Raw genomic sequence first — 24224 nt, forward strand, 5'->3', positions numbered from 1 at the left:
TCTCAGTGTTTCTCGGTTCTTCGCGGTTTCTTCTCGGTTTCACCGGTCAGGGGGTGGGGCACATCACACGGTAAGGGAAGCGCGGCCGGCCGCCGCGGAAACGACGAAGGGACGCCATGGGCGTCCCTTGCAGATTCTCAAGCGGCTGACGGTGCAGCCCGACCGGCCCGGAAGCCGGGTCAGGCGAGCGCAGGCTCCGCCTGGGATACGTCGATGCTTTCGAGCAGCGAGTCGCCGTGGTGAGCGGCGGCGGACAGAGCGTCGTTCTCGGCCTGGATCCGAATGAGCTCGGATTCGAGGTCCTGGACGCGCTGCTGAAGCCGTCGCATCTCGGCGAGGACTCGGGGGTCGGAACCGCCGACGTAACCGAGAAGCGCCTTTGCCATGATGGATGGTCCTCCACACTGAGTGACCGACCGAAGCGGTGGTGGGTCGTGAGGGATTTCGCACCCGCGATGCCTGCCGTTACTACCGTGCTGAGTGGCAAACAGTTAAGGTGCGCGGGGCTTCCAGCGTCTCACCAAATGGTTTGAGGGTCAACACGATCACAGGCCGACGGGGCCCCGCGGCCGGGGGCATATCGAGCGGCGAGAAGCGCCGAGCCCGCATCGATCAGGCCGTCGAAGCGAAGGGATCATCCCTTACGCCGCAGCCTTCCACGGACCGGCCGCATTGGCAACCATCAGCTTGTTTCCGCTCACGCGCGGTGCAGAAAGCCCGCCCGGCGAGGGGTCGCGGCGGGCGGGTGCGGCGGGGTCGCTCAGCGGATCTCGAAGGTCTCGTAACCGCCCTTGGGTGTGTCCCAGATCTCGGTCACGCCGTCGACGCGGCCGGGCGTGTCGCCGCCCCGCAACCAGTCGAGCAGCTGTTCGCAGTTCATACGTTCGCCTTCGGCGACGACCTGGACCCGGCCGTCGGACAGGTTGGAGGCGAACCCGGCCAGCCCACCGATGCGTAGCGCGTTTGCCCTGGTGAACCAGCGAAAACCGACTCCCTGGACTCGACCGCGGACCCATGCGGTGAGGCGCACTCTCTCGTTCATGGGGGGCACGCTAGCCGAGCAATTTGCTCCCCGGGCGCCTCAGCCACCCCGTCATGGCGTACAGTCCCGGCTCAACGCAATACTCACCCGTACGAGTGACTCATGTGACCCCGATCTTGCAAGGAAGGCAGGAGATGGGCCGCCATCGACGATCTGCCCCCGGATCCGCGCCGACACCCCCCGTTCCCGGCGCGGGGCGCCACCGGGGAGCCCGCCGAAGCCCTCTGGCACCGGTGCGGACCGGTCTGCTGAGTGTTTCCGCCGCTGTCGCGGTGGGTGCGGTGGCCATGGCCACCGGGCTGCTGCCGGGAGGCCCGACCCTTAGCGGAAGCAACGACCCGGCCGGAGGCGTACGCGCGGACGCCCCGACGGGCTCCGGCCTGGAGACGCAGGGCTCCCCGTCGGCGTCGCCGGTGGAGCGCGGCACGACCCCCGCGGGCCGCGGCGAGGACCGGCCGCAGGCGCCGTCCACGACCCCCTCGAAGACCCCGGGCCAGTCCTCCTCCGCTCCCTCCACGACCCCCTCGAAGCAGCCCGGCTCCTCGGGCTCCGGCCAGGCGACCGGCAACGGGAACGGGAACGGGAAGGCGAACGGCCACGGGAACGGCAAGGGGAACGGAGGTTCGGGCGGCAACGGCTCCTCGTCGTCCCACAAGCCCACCACGCCCCCCGGCCAGAGCACCGGCCCCGGCGCGCCGGGGAACTCCGAGAAGTCCGCCGCGCGGGAGGTCCTGGCGCTGGTCAACCAGGAGCGGTCGAAGGTCGGCTGCGAGCCCGTGACCGCCGACCCCAAACTGACCCAGCTGGCCCAGGACTTCACCGACGACATGGCCCTGCGGGGCTTCTTCGACCACCTCGACCCGGACGGCGACAGCCCCTGGGAGCGGGCGGAGCAGGTCGGCATCCTGAACCTGGGCGGGGAGAACATCGCCCGCGGCCAGCAGGACGCGCAGGCCGTGATGGACTCCTGGATGAACAGCCCCGGCCACCGCGCCAACATCCTCAACTGCAGCTACAAGACCCTGGGCGTCGGCGCGAACTTCGGGGACGGGGACGGCCCCTGGTGGACGCAGGACTTCGGCTACTGAGCCGGTCCTGAGCCCGCTCCCCCGCCGCCCTCCGGGGGGCCGCCGTCAGGCGGCGAGGGCGGCGCGCCCGGCCGCCGCCACCTTCGCGCTCCCGGCGACCCGGCGGCCGAGGTGCTCCGCGGTGGCGATGTCGGCCTTGTGCACGCCCTCCGGGCCCTGGTCGTTGTTCGACTGGGCGGCGGCGCCGAGGAAGAAGCCGAGGCGATTGATGTCGTTCTCGGAGCCGGTGGAGCTGTTCCAGCCCGGGAGCAGGCCCAGACTCACCCAAGTCATCCCGTGCTGGGCCGCGAGCACGGTGAAGAACTGCAGGGTGTGCAGCTTGTCGCCGCTCTTGGACGCCGAGTTGGTGAAGCCGGCCGCGAGCTTGTCCTTCCACGCCTGGGTGAACCAGCGCTTGGAGGACTCCTCGGCGAAGGCGTGGAAGGCACCGGACGCGGTGCCCATGTAGGTGGGCGAGCCGAAGACGATCGCGTCCGAGGCGTCGAGCAGGGCCCACTGCTCTTCGGTGATGTCGTCGACCTTGATCAGGTGGACGGTGGCGCCCTCGGCCGCCGCGCCGTCGCGGACGGCCTCGGCGAGGACAGCGGTGTGGCCGTAGCCGGAGTGATAGGCGATGGCGATGACAGGGGTGGTCACGGTATGCGCTCCTGAGGCGTCGTACGCGGTGCACTGACCCACTCAGCGAAGCACTAACTTTCAGAAAGCGCAACCTGAAGGAGAGCGCTGCATGGGAGTATGCTCGTGCTATGCACAGTGACCGCGCGGCGGCGCCGAGCGCCGCATCGGAATACGACGACCTGGCCTTCGACGTGTTCGCCCGCGCCTGCCCTTCACGCGCCACGCTGGAGCACATCACCGGCAAGTGGGGCGGCCTGACCCTGGGGGCCCTCAAGGAGGGCACCCTCCGCTTCAACGAGCTGCGCCGCCGGGTCGACGGTGTGAGCGAGAAGATGCTGTCCCAGACGCTGCACGCGCTGGAGCGCGACGGCCTGGTGCACCGCGAGGCGCAGCCGACCAATCCGCCGCGCGTGGACTACGAGCTGACGCCGCTGGGCCACGCCGTCGCCGAGCGGCTGCTGGCGCTGATCGGCCTCGTCGAGGAGCGCATGCCCGAGGTGCTGACCGCCCGGGCACGCTACGACGAGGAGCGCGGCACCACGGAGCGCGGCACCACGGAGCGCGGCACCACGGTACGGGGTGCCGTGGCCGGAAGCGCCGGGGCCGCCGGGCGCGGCGGGCGCTGACAGCGCGGGCAGAAGTAGCTGGAGCGGTTCATCCACGGGCGGCGCCGCATCGGCGTGGCGCAGCGGCGGCAGGGCTCGTTCTCCCGGCCGTACGCGTCCAGGGAGCGCTCGAAGTAGCCCGACTCGCCGTTCACATTGACGTACAGGGAGTCGAAGCTGGTGCCGCCGACCGCCAGCGCGGCGTTCATGACGTCGCGCACATGGCCGAGGAGTTCGGCGCTGCGCGGGCGGGTGAGGGTGGCCGTCGGCCGGTCGTAGTGCAGCCGGGCGCGCCACAGCGCCTCGTCGGCGTAGATGTTCCCCACCCCGCTGATCAGCGACTGGTCGAGCAGCGCCCGCTTGAGGGTGGTGCGGCGGCGGCGCAGCGCGGTGTGGAAGGCGGCCTCGTCGAACGCCGGGTCCAGCGGGTCGCGTGCGATGTGCGCGATCGCGGCCGGCAGCCCGTCCGCGGCGCCGTCCACCACCTCGTGCAGCGAGAGGCCGCCGAAGGTGCGCTGGTCGACGAAGCGCAGTTCGGTGCCGATGGAGTCGGCGAAACGCACCCGGATGCGCAGATGCTTCTCGGCCGGGGCGCCGTGCGGCTGGACGAGCAGCTGGCCGCTCATGCCCAGGTGTGCCAGCACCGACTCGTCGGCGTCCTCCAGCGGCAGCCACAGGTACTTGCCGCGGCGGCGGGCCACCCCGGCGCGCCGGCCCTTCAGACGGGCGGCGAAGTCCTCCCCGCCCCCGAGATGGCGGCGCACCGCGCGCGGATGCAGCACCTGCACCTCGGCGACCGTACGGCCGCTGATCCAGCGCTCCAGGCCGCGGCGGACCACCTCGACCTCAGGCAGCTCGGGCAACGGGGGCCTCCTTGGCCGAAGCCCTCGCCCTCCCCGCCACCGGGGCCCGGTGGCGGGGAGGGCGAGGAGGGTTGGATCAGTGTGCCGTCGGGGCCGTGTCGGCGGCCTTGCCGTCCGAGGCCACGGCGGTGCCCTGGGCCGCGGCCGCGTCGGCCTTGGCCTCGTCCGCCGCGGCGCGGATCGCGCGCCAGGCGGCCTCCGCCGCCTGCTGCTCGGCTTCCTTCTTGCTGCGGCCGGTGCCGGTGCCGTACGCGACACCACCGACGCGGGCGGCAGCCGTGAAGGTCTTCTCGTGGTCGGGTCCGGTCTCGGAGACCAGATATTCCGGGACCCCGAGTCCCTCGGTGGCGGTCAGCTCCTGGAGGCTGGTCTTCCAGTCCAGGCCGGCGCCCAGGTTCGAGGACTTCTCGATCAGCGGGTCGAAGAGCCGGTGCACCAGCTCCGCGGCGGCGTCCAGCCCCTTGTCGAGGTAGACGGCGCCGATCACCGCTTCGAGGGTGTCGGCGAGGATGGATGCCTTGTCCCGCCCCCCGGTGCCCTCTTCGCCCCGGCCGAGCCGGATGAAGGCGCCGAGGTCGAGGCCGCGCCCCACCTCGGCCAGCGCGCGCGAGTTGACCACGGCGGCCCGCAACTTGGCCAGCTGGCCCTCGGGCAGGTCGGGGTGGATGCGGTACAGCGTGTCGGTGACCACCAGGCCGAGCACGGAGTCCCCGAGGAACTCCAGGCGCTCGTTGGTGGGCAGCCCGCCGTTCTCGTACGCGAAGGAGCGGTGGGTCAGCGCACGCACCAGAAGGGCGGACTCGAGCTGATACCCGAGCCGCCCTTCCAGAATCGTGTGAGACGAGGCCGTGTCCGCCTGGGCCGCTTCTCCCGCTCGCTTGCGGGGAGTCGTGTTGGCGTCCGACATAGAGCCTGTCACCCGCCGATCAGACCTCGAGGACCTGGCGGCGGTTGTAGGTGCCGCAGCTCGGGCACGCGATGTGCTGCAGCTTCGGCTCGTGGCAGCGCTCGCACGCCACCAGGGTGGGGACCGCAGCCTTCCACTGCGACCGGCGGTGGCGCGTGTTGCTGCGCGACATCTTCCGCTTCGGAACAGCCACGGCTACTTCTCCTGTGAGTCATCCCCGCGCTCGCGGGGTGCGTTGTCCTTCTCGCCGTCCGAAACGGACTCGGCGAGTCCCTGCAGTGCCGCCCAACGGATGTCGACGGCGTCGTGATGGTGGTCCGGGTCCTCCTCGAGCCGCGCGCCGCACTCGGCGCACAGCCCGGGGCAGTCCTCCCGGCACACCGGCTGCAGCGGCAGTGCCAGCACCACCGCGTCCCGCAGCACGGGTTCGAGGTCGAACAGGTCGCCCTCGAGAAAGAGCGTGTCCTCGTCCTCGGCGTCGTCGCCGGTGTCCGCGAAGCGGCTCCGGTCATCGGCGTCGGGGTAGGAGTACATCTCCTGGAAGTCCGCTTCGAGCTCCCGCTCCAGCGGCTCCAGACACCTTACGCACTCCCCTGTCAGCGGTGCACGGGCGGTGCCTGTGACAAGCACCCCCTCCATGACCGACTCCAGGCGGAGGTCGAGCTCGACGGTCGCGCCCTCCCGCACCCCGATGACCTCGATACCGAGGTCCTTGGGGGCCGGGACCGAACGGGAGAGCCTTTTGAGCGCACCTGGACGACGGCCCAGCTCGCGTGTGTCGAACACGAGAGGGGCACGGTGGTCGAGGCGGGCGTTCAGGGCTTCCTGCTTTCTACGGCTGCGGCGGGCCACCCGACGCTCGTACTACGAAGCGGGCAGCCGAGATCGCGGACGTACGCGCGACCGAACAGCCAGGATACTGGACCGGCGGCCGTAGACCCAATCCGCCCCCGCTGCGGTGGCCGGGCCCTGTCCGGGGCTCAGCGGCCCTGTTCGTACTGACGCAGCTGGTCCAGGTCGATCATGCTGGTGTCGAACAGGCTGGTCTCGTCGAGGGCCGCGGCCGGCTGCTGGTGCTGGTGGTGCGGCTGGTGCTCCAACTGCTGCTGGGGCTGTTGGGGCTGCTGGGGCTGCTGCTCGGGGGCGTAGCCGCTCGGGTCGTAGCCCTGGGGCTGCTGCTGCCAGCCGTACGCGTCCTGCTGCTGATAGCCGCCCTGGGCCGCCGCGTACGGGTCCTGCTGCTGGACGTAGCCCTGCTGCTGGTAGCCGTACGCGTCCTGCTGCTGATAGCCGGCCGTGGCCGCGTAGTACTGGGAGGCGTCGGGCACCGGCTCGGGCCGCGCCGAGGGCGGCTGCGCCTGGGACTGGGCCAGGTCGGCCAGGTAATCGTCGTCGCTGGTCTGGTGGCCGACCTGGCCGTGGGCGTCCTGGGCGGCCAGATGCGCGCCCAGCTCGTCGATCGCGCGGGCCCCGAGCAGCTTCTGCCGGCCCCGGCCGACCGCCTCCAGCGTCTTGGTGAGCACTGCCGAGACCGCGCCGAGCTTGGTGTCCACGTACTCGTCGGCGCGGTGCCGCAGCGTCTGGGGGTCGGCGCTGCGCTCCGGCCCGTCCTCGAGCTGCCCCGCCACCCCGTCCTGCTCCGTGCCCGCGGCGCGGCCCAGCAGCTTCTCGCGGCCGCGGTCGACGGAGTCGATGGTCTTGGTCAGCACGACCTCGAAGTTGGCGAGTTTGCTGTCGACGTAGTCGTCGGCCTCGGCGCGGATCTCCTCGGCCTCCCGGCGGGCCTCCTCCAGGATCCGGTCGGCCTCCTCCTGGGACTTCCTGGCCACCTCGGTGTCCGAGACCAGCGAGCCCCGGTGGGCGTGCGCGGACTCGATGATCCGCTCGGCCTCCTGGCGGGCCTCCTCGACCATCCGGTCGCGGCCGCCGATCACATCCTGTGCCTGGGCGAGGGAGTCGGGCAGAGCGGCGCGCACCTCTTCGAGCATGGCGAGCAGCTCGGCGCGGTTGATCACGCACGAGGCCGACATGGGCATGGACCGGGCGCTGCCGACGGCGCCGACGATCTCGTCGAGCTTCTTCTGCACGTCCACCTTGGGTGCTCGCCACTCTCTCTTGACGGAACTTGACGGGGCTTGACGGAACTTGACGGGGCTTGACGGAACGTGAGGGAACGAACGGGGCGGCCGGAACGGCCGGGGACGACTGTACGGCCAGCGGGTCCCGCCCGACACCCGTCGGCCCGGCCGTCAGCGGGTCAGCGCCGGCCCAGCCGCTCGGTCAGGGCGTCGAGCACCACCGGGGGCACCAGGTGGGAGACGTCTCCGCCCCAGGTCGCGACCTCCTTGACCAGGCTGGAGGAGAGGAAGCTGTAGGTGGGGTTGGTGGGCACGAACAGCGTCTCCACCCCCGAGAGGCCGTTGTTCATCTGGGCCATCTGCAACTCGTAGTCGAAGTCGCTGACCGCCCGCAGCCCCTTGACGATGGCGGGGATCTCACGCGCCTTGCAGAAGTCCACGAGCAGGCCGTGGAAGCTCTCCACCGAGACGTTTCCGTACTCGGCGGTGACCTGGCGGAGCAGGTCCATCCGCTCATCCACCGTGAACAGGCCCTGTTTGGACTTGTTGATCATCACGGCGACATAGACGACGTCGTACAGCTTGGACGCTCGGGCGATGATGTCGAGGTGCCCATTGGTGACGGGGTCGAAGGACCCCGGACAGACTGCGCGGCGCACTGGTGGTTCCTCGCTCTCGGGTCCGGTCATGACGCGTTGTCGCACGTCGAGGCGGCGCGACCGTACCAAAGCGTGCCCTCGCCGTAGCGACGGGCCCGCAAGCCCTCGAAACCGGCAGGCCACCCGAAATCTCCGCCTCGCGTGCTCCGCTCCACCGTGGCGAGCGCGTCGGGCGCGAGCCACCGGTTACCGGCGAGTGTGAGCAGGATCTCCCGCAGCTCCTCGTCGGCGACCGCGTACGGCGGGTCCAGGAAGACCACGTCGTACGGTCCGCTCGCGGGGGCCGGTCCGGCAACGGCCTGCTCGGCCCGGCCCGTGCGCAGCTCGGCGCCGGGCAGGCCGAGCGCCCGGATGTTCGCCCGGATGGTGCGGGCGGCGCGCGCGTCGGACTCCACCAGCAGCACATGCTCGGCGCCGCGCGAAAGGGCCTCCAGGCCGACCGCGCCGGAGCCGCCGTAGAGGTCGAGCACCCTGGCCCCGCGCAGCGAGCCCAGCAGCGACTCCCAGGTGGAGAAGAGGCCTTCGCGCGCCCGGTCCGAGGTCGGTCGGGTGCCGTTTCCCGGCGGCACTGCCAGGCGGCGGCCGCCGGCGGCTCCGGCGATCACGCGGGTCATCGGTGACGCAGTCCTTCGCGGTGGGAGGGGTAGCGGCGGGCCGTACGAGACCGCTGCCCCTCCACGATATGGCGTCCCGCCCCGTGGATCCGGCCCCGGCCCAGCCCTTGTCGGCCCTCGTCAGCCTTTTTCGAGGTACTCCTCCCGCTCCTCGTCCAGGAACGCGTCCAGCGCGGTGCGCAGCTCCGGGTATCCAGCCAGCTCGGGGTCGGCCGCGACGATGGCCGCCGCCTCCTCCCGGGCCGCCGCGATGACCTCCTCGTCGTCGATGACGGCGAGCACCCGCAGCGAGGAGCGCGCCCCGGACTGGGCCTGCCCCAGCACATCGCCCTCGCGCCGCTGCTCCAGGTCGATCCGGGACAGCTCGAAGCCGTCCAGCGTGGCCGCGACCGCGCCGAGCCGGGCGCGGGCGGGGCTGCCCTCCGGCATCTCGCTCACCAGCAGGCACAGGCCGGCGGCCGAGCCGCGGCCGACGCGGCCGCGCAGCTGGTGCAGTTGCGAGACGCCGAAGCGGTCGGCGTCCATGATCACCATGGCGGTGGCGTTGGGCACGTTGACACCGACCTCGATGACCGTCGTGGCGACCAGGACGTCCACCTCGGCCGCGGCGAAGCGGCGCATCACCTCGTCCTTGGCCTCGGGCTGCATCCGGCCGTGCAGCACCTCCACGCGCAGCTCCCGCAGCGGGCCCTTGGAAAGCTGCTCGGCGATGTCGAGGACCGCGAGCGGCGGCCTCTTCTCGGCCTCGTCCTCGGGGGATTTGCCTGGTGGCTTGGCCGACTTGCGTGCCGCGCCCTTGGGTTCGTCCTCCTCGTCGTCGCCGATCCGCGGGCACACCACATACGCCTGGTGGCCGGCCGCCACCTCCTCACGCACCCGTTCCCACGCCCGCGCCAGGAAGTGCGGCTTGTCCTTCGCGGGCACCACATGGGAGGCGATCGGGGAGCGTCCGGCGGGCAGCTGGTCCAGGACGGAGGTCTCCAGGTCGCCGAAGACGGTCATGGCGACGGTCCGCGGGATGGGGGTGGCCGTCATCACCAGCAGGTGGGGCGGCTGCTTGCCCTTGGAGCGCAGGGCGTCGCGCTGCTCCACGCCGAAGCGGTGCTGCTCGTCGACCACGACCAGGCCCAGGTCGTGGAACTGGACCTTGTCCTCGATCAGCGCATGGGTCCCGACCACGATCCCGGCCTCGCCGGTGACCAGGTCGAGCAGCGCCTGACGGCGGGCCGCGGCGCCCATGGAGCCGGTCAACAGCACGACCTTGGTGCCCTGTTCCGAGCCGCCCAGCATGCCGCCCTCGGCCAGGTCGCCCATCATCTCCGTGATCGAGCGGTGGTGCTGCTGGGCCAGCACCTCGGTGGGCGCGAGCATCGCGGCCTGTCCCCCGCTGTCCACGACGCCCAGCATCGCGCGCAGCGCGACCATGGTCTTGCCCGAGCCGACCTCGCCCTGCAGCAGGCGGTGCATGGGGTGGTCGGTGGCGAGGTCGGCGAAGATCTCCCGGCTGACGCTCTGCTGGCCTTCGGTGAGGGTGAACGGAAGCCGCGCGTCGAAAGCGTCGAGCAGGCCGCCCTCGGCGGGGGCGCGCGGCACGGCGGGCAGTTGGGCGTCGGCGTGGCGCCGCCGGGCGAGGGCCACCTGGAGCACGAAGGCCTCGTCCCACTTGAGGCGGTCCCGGGCCACCGCGATGTCCGTCTTGGTGCGCGGCCGGTGGATCTTCAGCAGCGCCTCGGGGAGCTCGGCCAGCCCGCGGCCGAGCCGCAGGCTCTCGGGCAGCGGATCGACCAGGCCGTCCCAGCCGGTGGCCTCCAGGGTGTCGAGCAGCGTCCCGACGGCCTTCTCGATCTTCCAGGACTCCAGCTGGGCGCAGGCCGGGTACAGCGGCCGCAGCTGGTTGGCCCACGCCTCCACGGCCGCCGCGCCGTCGTCCTTGCCCAGCAGCTCGTACGCGGGGTGGGCCAGCTGGCGCACATTACGGAAGACGCCGACCTTGCCCGCGAACATGCCCCGGCGGCCGGGAAGCAGCTCCTTCTGCGCCCCGAAGACCCCGCGGCCGAAGAAGACCAGCTGCAGACGGCCGCTGCCGTCGGTGAGGGTGACCTCCAGGCGCTGTTTGGTGCCGCGGTCGAATTTGTGCACGCGGGCGTCGGCGACCTGCGCGACGACCGTCACATGCTCGTCCAGGGGCAGGTCGGACAGCCGGGTCAGCTCGCCGCGCTCGGCGTACCGCCTCGGGTAGTGGTGCAGCAGATCGCCGACCGTGTGCAGGTCGAGGTGGTCGGCCATCACCTTCGCGGTGTTGCCGCCGAGCACTTTCTTCAGAGGTTCATCCAGCGCGGGCACGCTGTCCATTGCACACCACCGCACCGACAAGCGGGGCCGTCCCGCCCCGGGATGCGCTGGTTATTCGATGCCTATGATCAGCGGCACGCCCGGCTGGCCGCCGTGGTAGACCACCGTGTCGACCGCGAAGTGCCCCTCCCGTACGTGGCGCTCCAGGTGCCCGGCGACGCCGTCGGGGACGTCCGCGCCGAGCACCAGCGTGACCAGCTCGCCGCCCGCGGCCAGCATCCGGTCCAGCACGGTCTCGGCGGTTTCCGCCAGACCGTCGCCGATCACCGCCACATCGCCGTCGATCAGCCCCAGCATGTCCCCCGCCTGGCACACCCCGGCCATGGTCCAGGACTGGCGCTCGGCGACGGCCAGTTCGGCGTAGCGGGTGGCGCCCGCCGCGGAGGTCATGGCCACGACGTCCTCGTCGAAGCTGCGGCCCGGCTCGTGAACGGCGAGCGCGGCCAGGCCCTGGACCGGGGAGCGGGTGGGGATGACCGCCACCCGTACGCCCTCGGCACGGGCCTGGGCGGCGGCGGCAGCGGCCGCGTGGCGCAGCTCGGCGTCGTTCGGCAGCAGGACGACCTCCGGGGCGCGGGCCCGGCGTACGGCCTCGGCCAGCTCACCCGCGGCCGGGCGCTCCCCGGGCCGCGCGGCGACCGTGGTCGCGCCGGCCTCGGCGCACAGCGCGGCCAGTCCCTCGCCGGGCACCACCGCGACCACGACGCGCGGCGCGCGGTCCGCACGGGCGCCCTCGGGCTCCTGGGCGCCCGGCCGGCCCGGCCACGGCCCGGCGTCGTCGGTACGGGGACGGGGATAGGGCTCGTCGGCGTGGGCCCGGCGGGCGGCGGCCGTGCCGAAGTGGGTGATGCGGACGCGGTGCGGGCGGCCCGCCTCGATGCCCGCCTCCACGGCGGCGCCCGCGTCGTCCACATGGACGTGCACATTCCACAGTCCGTCGCCGCCGACGACCACCAGGGAGTCGCCGAGCGCGTCCAGCCGGTCCCGGAGCCGGGCGACGGCCGTCTCGTCCGCCTCCAGCAGATAGATCACCTCGAAGGCGGGCCCGCCGTCCGGCCCGGCGCCCGCCGGGCCCTCGGCGCCGTGGGCGCCGGCCGCGTGCCCGGCGGACGGGCAGCCCGCGGGGGCCGGGGGCCGGCCCGACACGGCCTCGGCGAGCGCGCCGAGCACCACCACCAGGCCGTAGCCGCCCGCGTCGACGACGCCCGCGCGGGCGAGCACCCCGAGCTGGGCGGGGGTGGCCTCCAGGGCGGCGCGGGCGCCCTCGTACGCGGCGCGGGCCACCGCGGCCGGGTCGTCCTCGGCGCGGGCGGCGGCGTCTGCGGCGGCCCGCGCGACGGTCAGTACGGTGCCCTCGACGGGGTGGGCCACGCCCCGGTACGCCAGCTCGGCCGCGCGGCGCAGGGCCCGGCGCAGGCCGTCCGCCTCACCCTGGGGGCCCGCGGCCCCGGCCCGGCCGACACCCCCCTCGTCGCCCTCATCACCCTCGTCACCCTCATCGCCGCGGCCGTATCCGGCGTCGCCGCCCGCGAGCACGTCCGCCATGCCGCGCAGCAGCTGCGCCAGGATCGTGCCGGAGTTGCCGCGCGCGCCGATCAGGGCGCCATGGGCCATGGCGCGCACCGCCTCGGGCAGGCTCGGGCGGGCGGCGGGCCCCGGGGCGGCGGCGTGGCCGTCGAAGGCGGCGGTCACGGCCTGGGCGGCGGACTCGACCGTCAGGTAGAGGTTGGTGCCGGTGTCCGCGTCCGCGACCGGGTAGACATTGATCGCGTCGATCTCCTCGCGGGCGCGGCCGAGCGCCTCCAGCGCCAGACCGCACCAGGTGCGTACCGCATCGGCGTCGAGCGTGTGCGGCACGTACGTCCTCCTCGGGAGGGCAGGGGGCGGGACCGTCATCGCAGGGTAGTCGCCACCCGCAGCGCGGGCCCGGGGGCCATGGTAATTTCGGGGTAGCGGATCGGCCGTTGTATGCTGCTCCGGTTGCCCGATGCGAATCGGGCCATTCCCCCCGGCACCGCCGATCGTTCACGATCCTGTGCGCTGGGGCTCACCGTAAGTGTCTGTCTCCTCGCGCAAGCGGGGTTGACCCGTCTTTGGAGTAACCCGTGGCTGCCAACTGCGACGTCTGCGGCAAGGGGCCGGGCTTCGGCAACAACATCTCGCACTCGCACCGCCGCACCCGCCGTCGTTGGAACCCCAACATCCAGACGGTGCGCGCTGTGGTCGGTCGGACCCCGAAGCGGCTCAATGTCTGCACCTCGTGCATCAAGGCCGGCAAGGTCTCGCGCTGACTTCCCGCGCGACCGGGGGCGACCCCGAGCGCGTGTCGAGTGCGACCTTCCGGTTGCCGAGCCGGTCCACCTCAGGGGTGGGCCGGCTTTTCGCATGCCCTCAGGGTTCCGTCTCCCCTCGGCGCTGAGACCGGCCCTGTCCCTCCTGTAGCGTCAGCGCCACGGCCTGTAGCGTCAGCGCCACCGCCAGCCGTGATCCACCGGGCCGATCCCCCGGCCCAGCGGGAACCCGGCCGCGATCGCGCCCGTGACGTACTCCTTGGCCGCCGTGACGGCCCGCGGCACCTCCGCCCCCAGCGCCAGATACGAGGCGATGGCACTGGCGAGGGTGCAGCCCGTGCCGTGCGTATGGCGGTTGTCGTGGCGTGCGGCCCGCAGCCAGTGTTCCTCGGTGCCGTCGGTGAGCAGATCGACCGCGTCGCCGTCGAGGTGGCCGCCCTTGATCAGCGCCCACCGCGGGCCGAATTCCAGGATCGCGCCGGCGGCCCGCCGCAGGTCCCGCTCCGCCGCCACCTCCACGCCCGTCAGCTGGGCGACCTCGTCCAGGTTGGGTGTGGCCACGGTGGCGACCGGCAGCAGCCGCGTACGGACCGAGTCGAGGGCCTCCGTGGCCAGCAGGGAGTCGCCGTGCTTGGAGACCCCGACCGGGTCGACCACGACGGGGGCCGGGACATCCACGAGCAGCCCGGCGACGGTCTCGACGAGCTCGGCCGACGCCAGCATGCCGGTCTTGACCGCCTGCACCCCGATGTCGTCGACGACGCTGCGGAACTGGGCCCGTACGGCCTCGGCGGGCAGCTCCCACGCGCCGCTCACGCCCAGCGAGTTCTGCGCCGTCACCGCCGTGATCACGCTCATGCCGTGCACGCCGAGGGCCAGCATCGCCTTCAGGTCGGCCTGGATGCCGGCACCGCCGCCGGAGTCGGATCCGGCGACGGTGAGCACGCGCGGCGGTGCGCTGGGCGGGGATGCGGGGAGAGTCGCCATGCCGCCGAATCTACTCGGCGATCCGGGCGGGGCTTGCGGTCGGCGCTGCTGATCGGCGTCCTTGCTGGTCGGCGTCCTTGCTAGTCGGCGTCCTTGTCCTTGCCGAAGTGGTCCCAGCCGGCGTGCGGCCAGGGCGCGCCGTCCACGGTCACCTGCGGCAGCGCCGAGGGGTTGAGCACCTCGCCGATCACCTTCCAGCGGGCGGGCAGCTTCGCGTCGGGCGGGAAGGTGGCCACGATCGCGTGGTCCTCGCCCCCGTTGAGCACCCACTGCAGCGGATCGACGCCCACCGCCTGCCCGATGTCGGACATCTGGGAGGGGATGTCGATGTCCCCCGAGCGCAGGTCGATCCGGACCTTGCTGGCCTCCGCGATGTGCCCGAGGTCGGCGACCAGCCCGTCGCTGACGTCGGTCATGGCGGTCGCGCCGAGCCCGGCGGCCGCGGGTCCGGCGTGGTAGGGCGGCTCCGGCCTGCGGTGCGCCTCGACGAAGGCGCGCGGCGAGCGGAAGCCGCGGGAGAGCACCGCGTGGCCGGCCGCCGACCAGCCGAGCCAGCCCGTGACCGCGACCACGTCGCCCGGCTGGGCACCGGATCGGGTGACCGGTTCGTGGTTGCGCAGATCGCCCAGGGCGGTGATCGCCACGGTGATGGTCTCGCCGCGCACCACATCGCCGCCCACCACGGCCGCGCCCGCCACCTGGCACTCGTCGCGGATGCCGTCCATCAGCTCGACGGGCCAGGTCACCGGGGATTCGGCGGGCACCACCAGGCCCAGCAGGAGCGCGGTCGGCACCGCGCCCATCGCCGCGATGTCCGCGAGGTTCTGGGCGGCGGCCTTGCGGCCGACGTCATAGGCGGTGGACCAGTCGCGGCGGAAGTGCCGCCCCTCCAGCAGTACGTCCGTGCTGGCCACGACCCGCCGGTCGGGCGCGGCCACGACCGCGGCGTCATCGCCGGGCCCGAGCCGCACCGCCGGGGTGGTGGTGAGCCGGGAGGTGAGCTCTCTGATGAGCCCGAACTCCCCCAACTCGCCCACGGTGCCCTTCATCCCATTGCCCCTTCGCACTTGTCGCTCCCTGCCCGCCGCGGCGCGCACGCCGCGCGGGTCTCCCCGCGTCGCTCGGCGACGCGGTACCGTGGCGTCCCTTCTCCCCACATGATCCTCGTAGCCGCCCTGGAGGTTCCGTGGTACAGGCGTACATCCTGATCCAGACCGAGGTCGGCAAGGCGTCGACCGTCGCCGACGTCATCGCCAAGATCCCCGGAGTGATACAGGCCGAGGACGTCACCGGCCCGTACGACGTCATCGTGCGCGCTCAGGCCGATACGGTCGATGAACTCGGCCGCATGGTGGTCGCGAAGGTCCAGCAAGTGGACGGCATCACCCGCACCCTGACCTGCCCCGTGGTCCATCTCTGACTCCCCGTATGCTCAGCCCGTGAATTGCGCACACCGTAGCCCCACCCGCGGGGTCGTCTCCACGTCCGCCGCCGCGGCGCTGCTCGTGCTGTCGGCGGCCGGCTGCTCCTTCACCGGAGGGTCCGACGGCTCGCTCTCGCTCACGGTTCCCAAGCCGAACGCGGAGACGGCCTCGCTGTGCCGGGCGCTGCACAAGGAACTTCCCAAGACCGTGGAGGGGCTGGAGCGGCGCACCCCCGAGCCCGCTTCGGAGCTGACCGCCGCCTGGGGCGACCCCGCCATAAAGCTGCGCTGCGGGGTCGCCAAGCCCGCCGATCTCACGCCCGGCACCGAGCACTACAACCCCTACGCGCCCTCGGCCGAGGTCAACGGCGTGGAGTGGCTCCCCGAGCAGCTGGACGACGGCTACCGCTTCACGACCGTACTGCGCAAGGCGTATGTCGAGGTGACGGTGCCCGGGAAGTACGCGCCTGAGGTCAACCCGCTCACCGATCTGGCGAACGCCGTCAAGAAGAGCGTGCCGGAGGGCGTCGTCTGAGCGGGCCCCCCCTTTTTTGGCGGCTCGGTTCTCCCCCGGCTACCGCTGGGAGGTGCCCCCCGGGCGGGCACCGCCCGGGGCCATGGCTCCGTCGGCTAGCGCAGCCCCGTCGGGCGGCGCAGCGCGGCCTGGATGAGCCGGTCCACCAGTTCGGGGTAGCTCACCCCGCTCTCCTGCCACATCCGCGGGTACATCGAGATGGGCGTGAAGCCGGGCATGGTGTTGATCTCGTTGATCACGAATTCGCCGCTGTCCAGCAGGAAGAAGTCCGCGCGGACCAGGCCCTCGCAGGACGCCGCCTCGAACGCCCGCACCGCGAGCTCCTGCACCCGACGGGTCTGCTCCTCGGTGAGCGGCGCGGGCACCACGCCGTCCGCCGAGTCGATGTACTTCGCCTCGAAGTCGTAGAAGTCGTGGGTGGAGACCGGCGGGATCTCGGCGGGCACGCTGGCCCGCGGGCCGTCCTCGAACTGCAGCACACCGCATTCGATCTCACGGCCGCGCAGCAGCGCCTCCACGACGATCTTCGGGTCGTGGCGCCGCGCCTCCTCGATCGCCTCCTCCAGGCCGGAGATGTCGTCGACCTTGGAGATGCCGATGGACGAGCCCGCGCGCGCGGGCTTCACGAAGACGGGCCAGCCGTGCTCACCGGCGAAGTCGACGATCTTCTTCCGGGCGGCGGCCGGGTCCTTCTCCCACTCGCGGGGGCGGATCACCTCGTACGGGCCGACCGGCAGCCCGAAGGAGACGAACACCCGCTTCATGTACTCCTTGTCCATGCCGACGGCGGAGGCGAGCACCCCGGCGCCCACATAGGGCACGCCGGACAGTTCGAGCAGCCCCTGAAGGGTGCCGTCCTCGCCATAAGGGCCGTGCAGCATGGGGAAGACCACGTCGACCTCGCCGAGCGCCTTGGGCACCGCGCCCGGCTCGGCGTAGACGACCTCGCGGTTGCCCTGATCGACCGGGAGCAGGACCGAGCCCTCCTCGGACTCGGCGAGGCCTTCGACGCTGGGCAGCTCCCGGCCCGCGATGGCCATCCGGTCGGGCTCGTCGGCCGTCAGGGCCCAACGCCCGTCCCCTGTGATCCCGATCGGCAGCACGTCGTACTTCTCGCGGTCGATGGCGCGCAGCACCGCGCCTGCGGTGACCACCGAGATGGTGTGCTCGGAGCTGCGGCCGCCGAAGACGACGGCGACGCGCAGCTTCCGCGGCTCCCCGTCGGAGGGGGGCGGGACAGGGCTGGGAACGGGGCTCTGGCTGCTCATAACGCGTTGAGGTTACCTTGCGGTCCGGCGCTCGTCAGTGCCGCTCGGGCTTGGCGCTGCGCGACATCAGCTCTTTCAGCGCCACCAGCGGCGGTTTGCCGTCGTGGACGATGCTCACCACCGTCTCGGTGATCGGCATGTCGACGTCGTGCCGCCGGGCGAGATCGAGCACGGACTCGCACGACTTGACGCCCTCCGCGGTCTGCTTGGTGGCCGCGATGGTCTCCTCCAGGGTCATGCCCCGGCCGAGGTTGGTGCCGAAGGTGTGGTTGCGGGACAGCGGCGAGGAGCAGGTGGCGACCAGGTCGCCCATGCCCGCCAGGCCTGCGAAGGTGTGCGCGTCGGCGCCCATGGCGAGCCCCAGCCGGGTCGTTTCGGCCAGGCCCCGGGTGATCAGCGACGCCTTGGTGTTGTCGCCGAGCCCCATGCCGTCGGCGATGCCCACGGCGAGCGCGATGACGTTCTTGACCGCGCCGCCGAGCTCGCAGCCGACCACGTCGGTGTTGGTGTACGGGCGGAAGTACGGGGTGTGGCAGGCGGCCTGGAGGCGGCGCGCCACACCCTCGTCGCGGCAGGCGACGACCGAGGCGGCGGGCTGGCGGGCGGCGATCTCCTTGGCCAGGTTGGGCCCGGTGAGCACGGCGACCCGCTCCGCGGGCGCCTTGGCGACCTCCTCGATCACCTCGCTCATCCGCTTGGCGGTGCCCAGTTCCACGCCCTTCATCAGGGAGACGAGCACGGTGTCCGCGGGCAGCAGCGGCGCCCACTCGGCGAGGTTGCCGCGCAGCGTCTGGGAGGGCACGGCGAGCACGGTGAACTCGGCGCCGCGGGCCGCCTCGGCCGGGTCGGTGGTGGCCCGCACCGACCGCGGCAGCTCGGTCCCCGGCAGGTAGTCGGGGTTGGTGCGGGTGGTGTTGACGGCCTCCACGGGGCCGGGACGGCGGCCCCACAGCGTCACCTCGCAGCCCGCGTCGGCGAGCACCATCGCGAAGGCGGTGCCCCAGGAGCCGGTGCCGTAGACGGCGCAGCGCGTCACTTGCTCTCCTCGTCGGCCGCGGGCGGGTCCTCGGCGGCGCGGGGCGTTCCGGGCCGGTAGTCGTAGCGCTTGGCGGGCGCGGGCTCCCCGCGCACCTCGGAGAGGAGTTCGGCGACCGCCGCCATGATGTCGTCGGTGGCCGCCCGCAGCACCTCGGCGGTGGGCTCCTTGCCGTAGTACGCGGACAGGTCCACGGGCGGGCCCGCATGCACGGTCAGCGTCTTGCGGGGGAAGAACCGGGGCCGCTTGGTGTAGGGCGGCAGGGCCTCGTTGGCGCCCCACTGCGCGACCGGGATCACCGGCGCCTTGGTGAGCAGCGCGACGCGCGCCGCGCCGGTCTTGCCGCGCATGGGCCACAGCGCGGGGTCGCGGGTGAGGGTGCCCTCCGGGTAGAACGCCACGCACTCGCCCTTGTTGACCGCCTCCACGGCGGCCCGGAAGGCGTTGGCCGCGTTGGTGGACTCCCGGTAGACCGGGATCTGGGAGGTCCCGCGCAGGAAGGCGCCCACGAAGCCGCCCTTGAAGACGCCGGCCTTGATGAGGAAGCGCGGCACGCGCCCGGTGTTGTACTGGAAGTGGGCGTACGAGAAGGGATCGAGATGTGAGTTGTGGTTGATGGCGGTGATAAATCCGCCCTGAGCGGGAATGTGCTCCATTCCGCGCCAGTCCCGCTTGAAGAGGACCACGAGCGGCGGTTTCACCAGGACCGCCGCCATGCGGTACCAGAAGCCGATTCTGCGGCCGGACACTCGGAACATCCTCCTCTTGGACCCGCTGACCTGCTGGCTTTTGCTGCCGTCCGGGCAGCCGCACAAGTGTCGCCCCAGGTACCCGGTCTGTCGAGGACACCGTAACCCCGTACGTGTCCCGCGGCTCCGGCAGCAGGCGAGAATGAGGCCTGTGGGAAGCGATGGAGCCCGTGTGGCGTGGACGCTGGTGGTGCCGCTGAAGCCCTTGCCGCGGGCCAAGAGCAGGCTCGCCGACGTCGCGGGGGACGCGCTGCGGCCGGGGCTCGCCCTCGCGTTCGCACAGGACACGGTGGGTGCCGCGCTGGCGTGCCGGGCCGTGCGCGGGGTGACGGTCGTCACGGACGACCCCCTCGCGGCGCGGGAGCTGTCGGCCCTCGGCGCCCGGATCGTCACGGACCCGCCTGGCGGCGGTCTGAACGCGGCGCTCGCACGGGGCGCCCTGGCCGTGCGGCAACAGCTCCCGACGGCCGCTGTGGCGGCTCTGAACGCCGATCTCCCGGCCCTGCGGCCGACGGAGCTCGAGCAGGTGCTCGAGGCCGCCTCCGCCTTTCCACGGGCCTTTCTGGCGGATGCGGCGGGGGTGGGTACGACGCTGCTGGCCGCGGCGCCCGGGGTGGAGCTGTCCCCCGCGTTCGGCGGGCCCTCCCGGGCCCGGCACCGGGCGTCGGGAGCGCGGGAGATACGGCTGCGGGGGGTCGATTCGGTGCGGCGCGACGTGGACACGGGCGAGGACCTGCGCGCCGCGCTGGCCCTCGGCGTCGGCCCCCACACCGCCCGCCGGTCGCCTATTTCCGGGGCTCGGTTCTCCCCCGGCTGACGCCGGGAGGTGCCCCCGCCGGACGCCGAGGCCTAGGCTGGGCCCATGCAGGCGACCGCGTACACGTACGACCCCGAGACCCGCGCCGGCAGCGTGCTGCTGGACGACGGGACTCCGTTGCCCTTCGACGCGGCGGCCTTCGACGCAGGGGGCCTGCGGCTGCTGCGGCCCGGGCAGCGGGTGCGGATCGAGGTGGAAGGTCCCGAGGGAACTCCCGAGGGGCGCCGCGTCGTGCTGGTGACCCTGCAGTCCTTCTGAACGCACCGCGGGCCGGGCCCGTCCAGGGAGCCCGGCCCGACGCGTGACACCGCCGCTGGAAGCCGCTGACCGACGGGTCAGCGCTTGCGGGCGGTGGTCTTCTTGGCGGTGGCCTTGCGCGCCGGGGCCTTCTTCGCCGGAGCCTTCTTCGCCGTCGCCTTCTTGGTGGGTGCCGCCTTCTTGGCCGTGGTCTTCGCAGGCGCCTTCTTCGCGGCCGCCGCCTTCGCGGGGGCCTTCTTGGCGGCCGCCTTCTTCGCCGCGGGGGCCGCCTTCTTCGCCGCGGCCTTCTTGGCCGCCGCCTTCTTCGCCGCCGCCTGGAGGCTGCCCTTGGGGGCCTTCTTCACGGCCACCTCGCCGCCCCGCGGGAGCTTCTTCGACCCGCTCACCAGGTCCTTGAACCCCTGACCCGCACGGAAGCGGGGCACCGAGGTCTTCTTGACCCGGACGCGCTCCCCGGTCTGCGGGTTGCGGGCGTAGCGGGCCGGACGCTCGACCTTCTCGAACGAGCCGAATCCGGTGACCGAAACTCGCTCCCCGGCGACGACCGCACGGACCATCGCGTCCAGTACCGCGTCGACCGCATCGGCGGCCTGCTGACGGCCGCCGAGCTTGTCGGCAATCGCTTCTACGAGCTGCGCCTTGTTCACGTCTTCCCCTTCGGAGACATTGCCAGAACGAATGTGTTCAAGCTTTTTCGCACGTTAGGCAGATATATACCGCAAATCAAACACGAAACGGGCTTATCACCCTTGTGCCGCAACGCACTCGGATGTCACGGACTTCCGTCGGAGTCAGGATCTTGGGGGAAACGTCCCTCGTCGAGGTCGTTCATCAACCGCTCCAGACGCCTTGCCGCGTCCGCGAGATCGTGTTTCGCCGCGGCCGTGATGACCAGCAGCTTCCGGGACAGCGCCATCCGTACGCCCTCCGGGACTTGCAGTGAGCGCACCCTTGTGTGCGCTTCCTTGAGCCGGTCCGCGACAAGCCCGTAGAGCTCGAGTTGGCCGTCGCGTTCCATGCACTGATTGTGCCATCTGAGGCGAGTTGTCGCTTCAGGGGGCCTCAACATGCCGATGCGCCGCCTGCCCGAGGGCTGGCGACGCATCGTGTCAAACATGCTCTGTACAGGGAAGACCCGGGGGGCTCAGACCTCAACCGTGCTCGGTTTGAAGGTGGGCCGCCGCGCCTCGTACGCGGCGATGTCGGCCTCCTCCCGGAGGGTGAGACTGATGTCGTCCAGCCCCTCCAGAAGCCGCCATCGGGCGTTCTCGTCAAGCTCAAAATCAGCCGTGATTCCCTCGGCTCGAACCTGGCGCTCGACCAGGTCCACGGTGACCTCCGCCGACGGGTCGGCCTCGATCAGCTTCCACAGCCGGTCCACGGTCTCCTGCGGCAGCACCACCGTCAGCAGGCCGTTCTTGAGGGAGTTGCCGCGGAAGATGTCGGCGAAACGCGAGGAGATGACGGCCTTGAAGCCGTAGTTCTGCAGCGCCCACACCGCGTGCTCACGCGAGGAGCCGGTGCCGAAGTCGGGGCCGGCGACCAGCACGGTCGCGCCCTTGTGCTCGGGCCGGTTGAGCACGAAGTCCGCGTCCTTGCGCCAGGCCTCGAACAGCCCGTCCTCGAAGCCGTCGCGGGTGACCTTCTTGAGCCAGTGCGCGGGAATGATCTGGTCGGTGTCGACGTTGCTGCGGCGCAGCGGGACGGCCCGGCCGGTGTGCGTGGTGAATGCTTCCATGTCTGCTCAGACCCCCACGGGAACGGTTGCGTCGGCGTCGGACAGGTCGGCGGGCGAGGCCAGATGGCCGAGGACCGCGGTGGCGGCGGCCACCTGCGGGGAGACCAGGTGGGTGCGGCCACCCTTGCCCTGCCGGCCCTCGAAGTTGCGGTTGGAGGTGGACGCCGACCGCTCGCCGGGCGCGAGCTGGTCCGGGTTCATGCCCAGGCACATCGAGCAGCCCGCGTGCCGCCACTCGGCGCCGGCCGCGGTGAACACCTTGTCCAGCCCCTCCTCGACGGCCTGCAGGGCGACCCGTACGGAGCCGGGGACGACCAGCATCCGCACCCCGTCGGCCACCGAACGGCCGGACAGGACCGAGGCGGCGGAGCGCAGGTCCTCGATGCGGCCGTTGGTGCAGGAGCCGACGAAGACGGTGTCGACCTTGATGTCCCGCAGCGCCTGACCCGCCGTCAGACCCATGTACTCCAGGGCCTTCTCGGCGGCGAGCCTCTCGCTGGCGTCCTCGAAGCCGGCGGGGTCCGGGACGCTGGCCGACAGCGGCGCGCCCTGGCCCGGGTTGGTGCCCCAGGTGACGAACGGCGCGAGCTCGGCGGCGTCGATGACCACCTCGCGGTCGAAGACCGCGTCGTCGTCGGTGCGCAGCGTGCGCCAGTACTCCACGGCGGCGTCCCAGTCGGCGCCCTGGGGGGCGTGTGCGCGGCCCTCGAGGTACGCGAAGGTGGTCTCGTCCGGGGCGATCATGCCTGCCCGGGCGCCGGCCTCGATGGACATGTTGCAGACGGTCATCCGGGCTTCCATCGACAGCTTCTCGATGGCGGAGCCCCGGTACTCGATCACATAGCCCTGGCCGCCACCGGTGCCGATCTTCGCGATGATCGCCAGGATCAGGTCCTTGGCGGTGACGTCCTCGGGCAGCTCGCCCTCGACCGTGATCGCCATGGTCTTGAACGGCGCGAGCGGCAGCGTCTGGGTGGCCAGCACATGCTCCACCTGGCTGGTGCCGATGCCGAACGCGAGCGCGCCGAAGGCTCCGTGGGTGGAGGTGTGGCTGTCACCGCAGACGACGGTGGTGCCGGGCTGGGTGAGCCCCAGCTGGGGGCCCACCACATGGACGACGCCCTGCTCGACGTCGCCGAGCGGGTGCAGCCGCACGCCGAACTCCGCGCAGTTCTTGCGCAGCGTCTCCAACTGGGCGCGGGAGACGGGGTCCGCGATCGGCTTGTCGATGTCCAGGGTGGGGGTGTTGTGGTCCTCGGTCGCGATGGTGAGGTCGGTGCGACGGACCCGGCGGCCGGCCTTGCGGAGGCCGTCGAAGGCCTGCGGGCTGGTCACCTCGTGCAGCAGGTGCAGATCGATGAAGAGGAGGTCGGGCTCGCCTTCGGCGCGCCGGACGACATGGTCGTCCCAGACCTTCTCCGCGAGTGTCCGTCCCATCGCTTTCCCTTCGGCCGGCAGCGTCGCCGGCCCTGCTCGTGTGTACTGCGCGCCCTGGTCTGCGGGCCCGCCATTACAGAGTGGCGCGTCGCCTCGTAAATTGAACTTGCGTTTCACAGTGTGAGACGCGAATATCGTCTCATGGACAACTCTAGTGGCGTCGGCGTTCTCGACAAGGCGGCTCTGGTACTGAGCGCTCTGGAGTCCGGTCCGGCCACCCTCGCCGGGCTGGTCGGGGCGACCGGTCTCGCGCGCCCCACGGCGCACCGGCTCGCGGTAGCACTCGAGCACCACCGGATGGTGGCGCGCGACATGCAGGGACGCTTCATCCTCGGCCCGCGCCTGGCCGAGCTGGCCGCCTCGGCGGGCGAGGACCGCCTGCTGGCCACCGCGGGCCCGGTCCTCACCCACCTGCGGGATGTGACCGGGGAGAGCGCGCAGCTCTACCGGCGCCAGGGCGACATGCGCATCTGCGTCGCGGCGGCGGAACGGCTGTCCGGACTGCGGGACACCGTGCCGGTGGGCTCGACCCTGCCCATGAAGGCCGGCTCCGCGGCCCAGGTCCTGATGGCCTGGGAGGAGCCGGAGCGGCTGCACCGCGGCCTCCAGGGGGCCCGCTTCACGGCGACCGCGCTGTCGGGCGTACGGCGGCGCGGCTGGGCCCAGTCGATCGGCGAGCGGGAGCCCGGTGTCGCCTCGGTCTCCGCGCCCGTACGAGGCCCCTCCAACCGCGTCGTCGCCGCGGTGTCCGTGTCCGGCCCGATCGAGCGGCTGACCCGGCACCCGGGGCGGATGCACGCCCAGGCGGTCATCGACGCGGCCGCGCGCCTCACGGACGCGCTGCGCCGCGGCGCCTGAG

Annotated in this window: 29 protein-coding genes; 8 read left to right on the forward strand and 21 right to left on the reverse strand. The window is 72.1% G+C overall.

What is annotated here, in order from left to right; genetic code table 11:
- Positions 1 to 179: 179 nt before the first annotated feature.
- Together ACFZDL_RS15525 and ACFZDL_RS15530 are read right to left on the reverse strand one after the other, a co-directional pair.
- On the reverse strand, positions 180 to 386 hold the full coding sequence (locus tag ACFZDL_RS15525) for a hypothetical protein (RefSeq protein WP_311727813.1): 207 nt from the start codon (positions 384 to 386) through the stop codon (positions 180 to 182).
- 374 nt (positions 387 to 760) lie between these two features.
- Positions 761 to 1042 carry an acylphosphatase gene (locus ACFZDL_RS15530; RefSeq protein ID WP_353595356.1) on the reverse strand — a complete coding sequence of 94 codons (282 nt, stop codon included), beginning with the start codon at positions 1040 to 1042 and terminating at the stop codon, positions 761 to 763.
- Positions 1043 to 1176: 134 nt separating this feature from the next.
- Here ACFZDL_RS15530 and ACFZDL_RS15535 point away from each other — a divergent pair, with 134 nt between their 5' ends.
- Complete coding sequence (locus ACFZDL_RS15535; RefSeq protein ID WP_353595357.1) at positions 1177 to 2130, forward strand: CAP domain-containing protein; 954 nt, start codon at positions 1177 to 1179, stop codon at positions 2128 to 2130.
- Positions 2131 to 2175: 45 nt separating this feature from the next.
- On the opposite strand, the gene ACFZDL_RS15540 is transcribed toward ACFZDL_RS15535, so the two are convergent.
- Positions 2176 to 2766 (reverse strand): flavodoxin family protein, encoded by a 591-nt coding sequence (locus ACFZDL_RS15540; protein ID WP_353595358.1) that lies wholly within the window; start codon positions 2764 to 2766, stop codon positions 2176 to 2178.
- 110 nt (positions 2767 to 2876) lie between these two features.
- Between ACFZDL_RS15540 and ACFZDL_RS15545 the strand changes: the two genes are divergently transcribed.
- The gene (locus tag ACFZDL_RS15545) at positions 2877 to 3374 is read left to right on the forward strand and encodes a helix-turn-helix domain-containing protein (protein WP_353595359.1); all 498 of its coding nucleotides are present in this window, start codon (positions 2877 to 2879) and stop codon (positions 3372 to 3374) included.
- Here ACFZDL_RS15545 and mutM read toward each other — a convergent pair.
- The 9 genes from mutM to ACFZDL_RS15590 form a co-directional block, all read right to left on the reverse strand.
- Positions 3266 to 4216 (reverse strand): bifunctional DNA-formamidopyrimidine glycosylase/DNA-(apurinic or apyrimidinic site) lyase, encoded by a 951-nt coding sequence (gene mutM, locus ACFZDL_RS15550; RefSeq protein WP_353595360.1) that lies wholly within the window; start codon positions 4214 to 4216, stop codon positions 3266 to 3268. The genes ACFZDL_RS15545 and mutM overlap by 109 nt on opposite strands.
- 76 nt (positions 4217 to 4292) lie before the next feature.
- Positions 4293 to 5123, reverse strand: coding sequence for a ribonuclease III (gene rnc, locus ACFZDL_RS15555; protein WP_353595361.1), 831 nt, complete (start codon positions 5121 to 5123; stop codon positions 4293 to 4295).
- A 19-nt stretch (positions 5124 to 5142) separates the two neighbouring features.
- Positions 5143 to 5316 carry a 50S ribosomal protein L32 gene (rpmF, locus tag ACFZDL_RS15560; RefSeq protein WP_065965136.1) on the reverse strand — a complete coding sequence of 58 codons (174 nt, stop codon included), beginning with the start codon at positions 5314 to 5316 and terminating at the stop codon, positions 5143 to 5145.
- Between the two features lie 2 nt (positions 5317 to 5318).
- A complete protein-coding gene (locus tag ACFZDL_RS15565) occupies positions 5319 to 5909 on the reverse strand; it encodes a DUF177 domain-containing protein (protein WP_353595362.1) in 591 nt (196 codons plus the stop codon).
- 194 nt (positions 5910 to 6103) lie between these two features.
- Positions 6104 to 7216: a cell division initiation protein gene (locus ACFZDL_RS15570; RefSeq protein WP_353595363.1), complete on the reverse strand. Its 1113-nt coding sequence runs from the start codon at positions 7214 to 7216 to the stop codon at positions 6104 to 6106.
- A 164-nt stretch (positions 7217 to 7380) separates the two neighbouring features.
- Positions 7381 to 7890: a pantetheine-phosphate adenylyltransferase gene (gene coaD / locus ACFZDL_RS15575; protein WP_353595364.1), complete on the reverse strand. Its 510-nt coding sequence runs from the start codon at positions 7888 to 7890 to the stop codon at positions 7381 to 7383.
- Complete coding sequence (rsmD, locus tag ACFZDL_RS15580; RefSeq protein ID WP_353595365.1) at positions 7887 to 8474, reverse strand: 16S rRNA (guanine(966)-N(2))-methyltransferase RsmD; 588 nt, start codon at positions 8472 to 8474, stop codon at positions 7887 to 7889. The genes coaD and rsmD overlap by 4 nt, the downstream gene beginning before the upstream one ends.
- Positions 8475 to 8594: 120 nt before the next feature.
- Positions 8595 to 10826: an ATP-dependent DNA helicase RecG gene (recG, locus tag ACFZDL_RS15585; protein WP_353595366.1), complete on the reverse strand. Its 2232-nt coding sequence runs from the start codon at positions 10824 to 10826 to the stop codon at positions 8595 to 8597.
- Between the two features lie 51 nt (positions 10827 to 10877).
- A complete protein-coding gene (locus ACFZDL_RS15590; RefSeq protein WP_353595367.1) occupies positions 10878 to 12683 on the reverse strand; it encodes a DAK2 domain-containing protein in 1806 nt (601 codons plus the stop codon).
- Positions 12684 to 12931: 248 nt separating this feature from the next.
- Here ACFZDL_RS15590 and rpmB point away from each other — a divergent pair, with 248 nt between their 5' ends.
- A complete protein-coding gene (rpmB, locus tag ACFZDL_RS15595) occupies positions 12932 to 13117 on the forward strand; it encodes a 50S ribosomal protein L28 (protein ID WP_009714771.1) in 186 nt (61 codons plus the stop codon).
- Positions 13118 to 13291: 174 nt separating this feature from the next.
- Here the strand turns inward: rpmB and thiD are convergent, their stop codons facing one another.
- Both thiD and ACFZDL_RS15605 read right to left on the reverse strand, forming a co-directional pair.
- A complete protein-coding gene (gene thiD, locus ACFZDL_RS15600) occupies positions 13292 to 14104 on the reverse strand; it encodes a bifunctional hydroxymethylpyrimidine kinase/phosphomethylpyrimidine kinase (protein ID WP_353595368.1) in 813 nt (270 codons plus the stop codon).
- Positions 14105 to 14184: 80 nt separating this feature from the next.
- Entirely contained in the window at positions 14185 to 15153 is a 969-nt protein-coding gene (locus ACFZDL_RS15605) for a thiamine-phosphate kinase (protein ID WP_353595369.1), read from the reverse strand.
- 137 nt (positions 15154 to 15290) lie between these two features.
- Here ACFZDL_RS15605 and ACFZDL_RS15610 point away from each other — a divergent pair, with 137 nt between their 5' ends.
- Both ACFZDL_RS15610 and ACFZDL_RS15615 read left to right on the forward strand, forming a co-directional pair.
- Positions 15291 to 15524, forward strand: coding sequence for an Lrp/AsnC ligand binding domain-containing protein (locus tag ACFZDL_RS15610; RefSeq protein ID WP_353595370.1), 234 nt, complete (start codon positions 15291 to 15293; stop codon positions 15522 to 15524).
- Between the two features lie 19 nt (positions 15525 to 15543).
- Entirely contained in the window at positions 15544 to 16062 is a 519-nt protein-coding gene (locus ACFZDL_RS15615) for a DUF3515 domain-containing protein (RefSeq protein WP_353595371.1), read from the forward strand.
- 95 nt (positions 16063 to 16157) lie between these two features.
- On the opposite strand, the gene ACFZDL_RS15620 is transcribed toward ACFZDL_RS15615, so the two are convergent.
- The 3 genes from ACFZDL_RS15620 to ACFZDL_RS15630 are packed head-to-tail and all read right to left on the reverse strand — an operon-like array spanning position 16158 to position 19115.
- Positions 16158 to 17330: a D-alanine--D-alanine ligase family protein gene (locus tag ACFZDL_RS15620; RefSeq protein ID WP_353595372.1), complete on the reverse strand. Its 1173-nt coding sequence runs from the start codon at positions 17328 to 17330 to the stop codon at positions 16158 to 16160.
- 34 nt (positions 17331 to 17364) lie between these two features.
- Positions 17365 to 18366, reverse strand: a complete 1002-nt coding sequence (locus ACFZDL_RS15625) for an NAD(P)H-dependent glycerol-3-phosphate dehydrogenase (protein WP_391191242.1) — start codon at positions 18364 to 18366, stop codon at positions 17365 to 17367.
- Complete coding sequence (locus tag ACFZDL_RS15630; protein WP_353595373.1) at positions 18363 to 19115, reverse strand: lysophospholipid acyltransferase family protein; 753 nt, start codon at positions 19113 to 19115, stop codon at positions 18363 to 18365. Before ACFZDL_RS15630 ends, ACFZDL_RS15625 begins: the two co-directional genes overlap by 4 nt.
- A 172-nt stretch (positions 19116 to 19287) precedes the next feature.
- Between ACFZDL_RS15630 and cofC the strand changes: the two genes are divergently transcribed.
- A complete protein-coding gene (gene cofC, locus ACFZDL_RS15635) occupies positions 19288 to 19932 on the forward strand; it encodes a 2-phospho-L-lactate guanylyltransferase (protein ID WP_353595374.1) in 645 nt (214 codons plus the stop codon).
- Between the two features lie 45 nt (positions 19933 to 19977).
- Complete coding sequence (locus ACFZDL_RS15640; RefSeq protein ID WP_353595375.1) at positions 19978 to 20190, forward strand: hypothetical protein; 213 nt, start codon at positions 19978 to 19980, stop codon at positions 20188 to 20190.
- Between the two features lie 77 nt (positions 20191 to 20267).
- On the opposite strand, the gene ACFZDL_RS15645 is transcribed toward ACFZDL_RS15640, so the two are convergent.
- From ACFZDL_RS15645 to leuC, 4 genes are all read right to left on the reverse strand, one after another.
- Entirely contained in the window at positions 20268 to 20837 is a 570-nt protein-coding gene (locus ACFZDL_RS15645; RefSeq protein WP_353595376.1) for an HU family DNA-binding protein, read from the reverse strand.
- A gap of 125 nt (positions 20838 to 20962) precedes the next feature.
- Complete coding sequence (locus ACFZDL_RS15650) at positions 20963 to 21208, reverse strand: hypothetical protein (protein ID WP_014176104.1); 246 nt, start codon at positions 21206 to 21208, stop codon at positions 20963 to 20965.
- Positions 21209 to 21334: 126 nt separating this feature from the next.
- The gene (gene leuD / locus ACFZDL_RS15655) at positions 21335 to 21928 is read right to left on the reverse strand and encodes a 3-isopropylmalate dehydratase small subunit (RefSeq protein WP_353595377.1); all 594 of its coding nucleotides are present in this window, start codon (positions 21926 to 21928) and stop codon (positions 21335 to 21337) included.
- Positions 21929 to 21934: 6 nt separating this feature from the next.
- On the reverse strand, positions 21935 to 23365 hold the full coding sequence (leuC, locus tag ACFZDL_RS15660) for a 3-isopropylmalate dehydratase large subunit (protein WP_353595378.1): 1431 nt from the start codon (positions 23363 to 23365) through the stop codon (positions 21935 to 21937).
- 141 nt (positions 23366 to 23506) lie between these two features.
- Here leuC and ndgR point away from each other — a divergent pair, with 141 nt between their 5' ends.
- Positions 23507 to 24223: an IclR family transcriptional regulator NdgR gene (gene ndgR, locus ACFZDL_RS15665; RefSeq protein WP_353595379.1), complete on the forward strand. Its 717-nt coding sequence runs from the start codon at positions 23507 to 23509 to the stop codon at positions 24221 to 24223.
- The last annotated feature ends 1 nt before the right edge of the window (position 24224 follow it).

It is taken from the genome of Streptomyces sp. NPDC007917 (genome assembly GCF_042959105.1).
Taxonomy (GTDB): Bacteria; Actinomycetota; Actinomycetes; order Streptomycetales; family Streptomycetaceae; genus Streptomyces.

Bases quoted from the DNA above. Each gene is read 5' to 3' on its own strand.
- ACFZDL_RS15525 (WP_311727813.1), bottom strand. From the start codon at position 386: ATGGCAAAGGCGCTTCTCGGTTACGTCGGCGGTTCCGACCCCCGAGTC.
- ACFZDL_RS15530 (WP_353595356.1), bottom strand. From the start codon at position 1,042: ATGAACGAGAGAGTGCGCCTCACCGCATGGGTCCGCGGTCGAGTCCAG.
- ACFZDL_RS15535 (WP_353595357.1), top strand. From the start codon at position 1,177: ATGGGCCGCCATCGACGATCTGCCCCCGGATCCGCGCCGACACCCCCC.
- ACFZDL_RS15545 (WP_353595359.1), top strand. From the start codon at position 2,877: ATGCACAGTGACCGCGCGGCGGCGCCGAGCGCCGCATCGGAATACGAC.
- rnc (WP_353595361.1), bottom strand. From the start codon at position 5,123: ATGTCGGACGCCAACACGACTCCCCGCAAGCGAGCGGGAGAAGCGGCC.
- coaD (WP_353595364.1), bottom strand. From the start codon at position 7,890: ATGACCGGACCCGAGAGCGAGGAACCACCAGTGCGCCGCGCAGTCTGT.
- rsmD (WP_353595365.1), bottom strand. From the start codon at position 8,474: ATGACCCGCGTGATCGCCGGAGCCGCCGGCGGCCGCCGCCTGGCAGTG.
- recG (WP_353595366.1), bottom strand. From the start codon at position 10,826: ATGGACAGCGTGCCCGCGCTGGATGAACCTCTGAAGAAAGTGCTCGGC.
- thiD (WP_353595368.1), bottom strand. From the start codon at position 14,104: ATGGCGACTCTCCCCGCATCCCCGCCCAGCGCACCGCCGCGCGTGCTC.
- ACFZDL_RS15605 (WP_353595369.1), bottom strand. From the start codon at position 15,153: ATGAAGGGCACCGTGGGCGAGTTGGGGGAGTTCGGGCTCATCAGAGAG.
- ACFZDL_RS15620 (WP_353595372.1), bottom strand. From the start codon at position 17,330: ATGAGCAGCCAGAGCCCCGTTCCCAGCCCTGTCCCGCCCCCCTCCGAC.
- ACFZDL_RS15640 (WP_353595375.1), top strand. From the start codon at position 19,978: ATGCAGGCGACCGCGTACACGTACGACCCCGAGACCCGCGCCGGCAGC.
- ACFZDL_RS15650 (WP_014176104.1), bottom strand. From the start codon at position 21,208: ATGGAACGCGACGGCCAACTCGAGCTCTACGGGCTTGTCGCGGACCGG.
- leuD (WP_353595377.1), bottom strand. From the start codon at position 21,928: ATGGAAGCATTCACCACGCACACCGGCCGGGCCGTCCCGCTGCGCCGC.
- leuC (WP_353595378.1), bottom strand. From the start codon at position 23,365: ATGGGACGGACACTCGCGGAGAAGGTCTGGGACGACCATGTCGTCCGG.
- ndgR (WP_353595379.1), top strand. From the start codon at position 23,507: ATGGACAACTCTAGTGGCGTCGGCGTTCTCGACAAGGCGGCTCTGGTA.